This window comes from Liquorilactobacillus vini DSM 20605 (assembly GCF_000255495.1).
Taxonomy (GTDB): Bacteria; Bacillota; Bacilli; order Lactobacillales; family Lactobacillaceae; genus Liquorilactobacillus; species Liquorilactobacillus vini.
The window spans coordinates 1-4,744 of the sequence record NZ_AHYZ01000115.1 but is presented as its reverse complement, the minus strand read 5'-3'; the positions used below and the strand labels follow the sequence as shown (position 1 = coordinate 4,744).

Sequence of the window (4,744 nt, the reverse complement as noted above, 5' to 3'; positions counted from 1 at the left end):
TAGTTGAAAGAATGCATATGATTAGTTTTCTATCATATGATTTGGTTATGTCTTTAATTCTTGCAGCCGGTTTTTATTTGGGAAGTGATACGGTTAAGGCTATTTTAAAAGTTATTCCTTCTTTTGTAACAAATGGGATGAATATTGCAGCTGGCATGCTTCCTGCACTAGGTTTTGCGTTATTGGCAAGTATGCTTATAAATAAAAAGGTTGCTCCATTTTTATTGTTAGGATTTGTTTTATCCGCATATATGAATGTTCCTGTCTTGGGAGTAGCGTTGATAGGCTTAGTAATTGTTGCATTAAGCATTGTAAATAATAATAAACCATCTAATAGTGTTAAAAATATGGAGGATAATGATAATGACTTCTAATGAAAAAAAATTAACAAATAAGGATATTAATCATATCTTTTGGAGATCTCTATCTGTAAATGCTTCATTCAATTATGAACGTCAAATGAGTCAAGGTGCTCAATATTCTTTAGGATCAGTTTTAAAAAAATTATATCCAGAAAAAAATAGACTAGCTCAAGCCTTAAAAAGGCACGCAGAGTTTTTCAATACTACACCAATGTTGTGTCCATTTATTTTTGGTATTAGTGCAGCCATGGAAGAAGAAAATGCAAATAAATCAGATTTTGATGAATCATCAATAAATTCTATAAAGGCATCTTTAATGGGGCCGTTGGCAGGTATTGGTGATTCAGTATTTTGGGGGACGTTGAGGCCTTTAGTAGGAGGTATTGCTTGTTCACTGGCATTAACAGGTAATCTTTTTGCTCCAATCCTGTTTTTACTTTTATTTAATGTTCCAAATATGTTGGTTAGATATTATGGCGTTCACTGGGGTTATAATTCAGGCATGAAAGCGTTAGATAAATTTGAGAAGCTCGGGATAACAGAAAAGATTTTTCAAGGCGCATCTACTTTAGGTTTGCTAGTTATTGGATCAATGATAGCAGAAATGGTTACTGTAAAAACTGGTCTTACTATTGGATCGGGTAAATCAGCAATTAAATTAATGTCTGTTCTTAACGGAATAATGCCAGATATGCTTAGTTTAGGAGTAACAGGATTAATTTATTGGGCTATAAAAAAGGGACACAAGGTAAATACTCTGTTACTTTGGATATTAGTAATTAGTATATTTGCTGCATTATTTGGAATCTTAAAAGCTTAAAGAAGGGGAAAAATGGAATATTTAGATAATTTTTTAAAAAAAGTGGATAATGAAAAGTTAAATATTAATTATATTCAAGTATATAAGAATGATAAGTTAATTGATGAATATTCTAAGATACAGCCCAAAACGCGCCTTAATGTTTATTCTGTTGCAAAAAGCATTACATCTATAGGGGTAGGTATTGCTTTACAAGAAAAATTAATTGAATTAGATGATAAAATCTATACTTTTTTTCCGCAAATAAACTTTGATAAATTAAATCCGTTGATAAAAAAAATAACTATTGAGAACTTGTTAACCATGACAAGTGGTTTGAAATCAAAATTGTTTTTTTGTGATGATCCAGAAAGGTATAGAGTCAAAGACTGGGTTTCCTATTATTTTAATAGTGATTTTGTTTATGAACCTGGTACCCATTTTGATTATTCGACATTTAATACTTATATTTTAAGTTGTGTTATAGAAAGTGCTAGTGGTGCGTCTTTATTAGATTATATGACTCCAAGATTCTTTGAAAAAATAGGAATAGGAAATCCCAACTGGCTGGCTTGTCCAATGGGGCACACTTTTGGGGCACATTCATTAATGCTTACAATAGACGAAATGTCAAAAATTGGTTCATTTTTATTACATGAAGGAAATTATAATGGAGAGCAGATTCTTTCACAAAGTTATATCAAAAAGGCGACTACTAATAAAATTGCTATGTCAAATGTAAAGTCTAAATATGGATATGGATATCAGTTTTGGATAAATAAAGACAAAATATCCTATCGTGCAGATGGAAAACTAGGTCAGTTTATAATAGTTGTTCCTGATAGTAAACTAGTTGTTTCTGTTCAGTCTTTTGAACAAAGAAAATTGTATGATATAATTTGGAGCAATCTTGTAGTTCCTTATATGTAGTATTAAAAAAGTAGGTAGTTAATAAATCCTGAGTTATTCATAGAGATACGCCTACTGATCTAACGTTCAAGGAAATGACCAACTGATCCTGAAGTGCAATAGAAAAGTTAGATAAGTTGTAGTATTTTGAGTTAAGCTGCCATGGCTTGATGCCTGTATTTTACAGGCGTCAAGCCATTTTTGGGGTGCGCCCGGCATGGGTGGATAACTAGGCGGTGTAAGTCCGCTGTGGGCCGTAGTGGTCGGAACCACGAGTTGAGGGCAAGGGCGTCCGCCGTGAGACGGAGTCTGAAGGAAGCCTAAGACAAAATACCGAGCCGATGTACAAGAAGTGGCTACAAGGCTGATTAGACTGGATGAAGTTGCCCCACAAACTGAAGTCCTACACTACTCGAAGTCGAAGTCAGTAAAGCCAACGGTTGCATGGTATGAAAGCTATCATTCTTACCCGGGGAGGCCTGTCGGATAAGCTCCCAACAAGGACGCCGATATGGGTGTACAGGAATAAACTAGTCAGTGATGGCTAGCTGAATCCGGCAGGAGTCAGCCGAGGTCATAGTAATCTGCCGTATGACAGATGAAGGACTGAACAATAATAATTCTCACTGATACTGGAGGTGTTGGTAGTGCGAAAATTGCAGAAAACAGAACAAGCTGACCGCCAAGGGATGGATAGTCTGGAGGACAAAGAGTATCTTGGGGCGCATAGTACTACTAACGGTGAAAGTACGGCGCAGGATGGCATTCAATTTGTAGACCGGGTCCTTGCAAGTAGTAATCTGAACCTAGCGTTTAAGCGTGTTCGGAGGAATAAGGGCGCAGCTGGAATTGACGGCATGGCCGTTGAGCAACTGGCCGAATATATTTACAAGAACCGGGAAGAACTCCTAGAGAGTTTACGTAATGGAACATATCGGCCGCAACCAGTCAGACGGGTAGAGATACCAAAACCCGATGGCTCAACCAGAAAACTGGGAGTGCCTACAGTTGTTGATCGTATGATCCAACAAGCTGTGGTACAGGTGCTTTCGCCAATATACGAACAAGTATTTTCCGACAATAGCTATGGATTCCGGCCAGGCCGGAGTGCGCATGACGCGATTCAAAGCGTCACCGAACTCTACAATCAAGGCTACCACTATGTGGTAGACCTCGACTTAAAGGCATACTTTGATACGGTTAACCACGACTTACTAATGAACTTCATCAAACAACGAGTAACTGACCCATGGCTACTCCACCTAATTCGGCGCTTTCTAACAAGTGGGGTGTATTTTGCAAGAACTTTATACATAAGATTGCAAAGAAAAGTACATAACTTTGCGCCTAAATTCTATTTTTGATATTTTGTTTTAGAAAGCGAATTCTTTAAACGAAAACTTTCACCTGTAAAGCTTAAAATATGGGCGTGATGAATTAATCTGTCTACTAAAGCCGCAGTTAATCGTGGATCAATGAAAATTTTATTCCATTGACTGAATTCAAGATTACTGGTAATAATGATGCTTTTATTTTCGTACCAGTCACTAATCAGTTGAAACAATAATTCAGCTCCTTCTTTAGTAAATGGAACATATCCCATTTCATCTAATATAATAAGTTTCACTCGTGTGAAACTTTTTTTAAAGGCCTCTAGTGTATTGTTCCTCCATTGGTATTCTAAATTAGTAACTAGTTCAGGTACACGCCAAAATCTTGTTTCAATTTCTGCTTGTGTAGCCATGCGACCCAATGCACAAGCCAGATGCGTTTTCCCAGTGCCTGGTGTCCCAACAAATACTGCATTTTCCTTTTGACGTATAAATGAAAGACTTGTCAATTCTTCTTTGGTGTTTGGATTGGGTAACAGAATCTGACTATGCCACTCATAATCTTCCAAAGATTTTTTAGTCGGAATTTTAGACTGCTTATAAAGACGTGCCTTTTTAAGTTCTCTTCGACAATTTATTTCATTCTCCAACAATGAAATTAACCATTCTTCTTTTGAATCAAAGTCATCAGTAATTGAATTTATTGATTCAGGTAAATGGGAAAGATGTAGTTTCTTGCAGAGTTCATTTAACTGATCAGATTTCATTCGTGGTAGTCCTCCTTTTTAGAAGTTGGTTTCAAAAAAGCATCGTAGTTTTTCCAATCAACTCCGTAGGAGTCATCGCCTTTACTATCTTCAGTAATTAGTTCATAAAAGTGTTGGTTGATACTCATCAAATCCTGACTCGTTAAAAGATTGAGCAGTTGATCAAGCCTTTTAAACTGTTCTTTCAAATCAGGGTGGCTTAGGTAAAGCCTTATTCGTTCTGGTAAATATTTCCAGTAGCGAGAATAATGCATAGTTGGTAATTTATTACGCCAATCTGATAAAATTACTTTCCAATCAATTATTCTTTTTTTATTCATATAGGGCCTTGGACCTTCAGCTATAATTTCGCCATCACTACTAACTAATTGATAAGATTCAGATCGAAGAACAGCATAAATAACAGAATAATTACGAGAATGGGGAACATGGATACGAGTCTTATCTAAAAGAACTTCGTTGTATTTGTTGGCACTGACTTCAATTTCTTTAAAAACGGGATAATCAGCGTCTGGCAATTGAAGCAATTCTCCTTTCTCCTCAATCCACAATTCTTCGATACTCTTGCTTTTTTCA

At 36.2% G+C, this 4,744-nt stretch carries 4 protein-coding genes and 2 pseudogenes; 4 read left to right on the top strand and 2 right to left on the bottom strand.

The window, feature by feature from the left end; translation table 11 throughout:
- From ON15_RS07020 to ON15_RS07005, 4 genes and pseudogenes are all read left to right on the top strand, one after another.
- Positions 1–374: PTS sugar transporter subunit IIC (locus tag ON15_RS07020; protein ID WP_010580783.1), on the top strand; the 374-nt coding region annotated here is incomplete at its 5' end.
- Positions 364–1,182, top strand: coding sequence for a PTS system mannose/fructose/sorbose family transporter subunit IID (locus tag ON15_RS07015; protein WP_010580782.1), 819 nt, complete (start codon positions 364–366; stop codon positions 1,180–1,182). The genes ON15_RS07020 and ON15_RS07015, both read left to right, overlap by 11 nt.
- A 12-nt stretch (positions 1,183–1,194) precedes the next feature.
- A complete protein-coding gene (locus ON15_RS07010) occupies positions 1,195–2,091 on the top strand; it encodes a serine hydrolase domain-containing protein (RefSeq protein ID WP_010580781.1) in 897 nt (298 codons plus the stop codon).
- Between the two features lie 626 nt (positions 2,092–2,717).
- A pseudogene (locus ON15_RS07005) lies at positions 2,718–3,362 on the top strand (reverse transcriptase domain-containing protein); the annotation flags it as partial.
- Between the two features lie 62 nt (positions 3,363–3,424).
- Here ON15_RS07005 and istB read toward each other — a convergent pair.
- Both istB and ON15_RS06995 read right to left on the bottom strand, forming a co-directional pair.
- On the bottom strand, positions 3,425–4,168 hold the full coding sequence (gene istB, locus ON15_RS07000; protein WP_010580779.1) for an IS21-like element helper ATPase IstB: 744 nt from the start codon (positions 4,166–4,168) through the stop codon (positions 3,425–3,427).
- Positions 4,165–4,744: pseudogene (locus tag ON15_RS06995) on the bottom strand (IS21 family transposase); the annotation flags it as partial. The pseudogene ON15_RS06995 and the gene istB, both read right to left, overlap by 4 nt.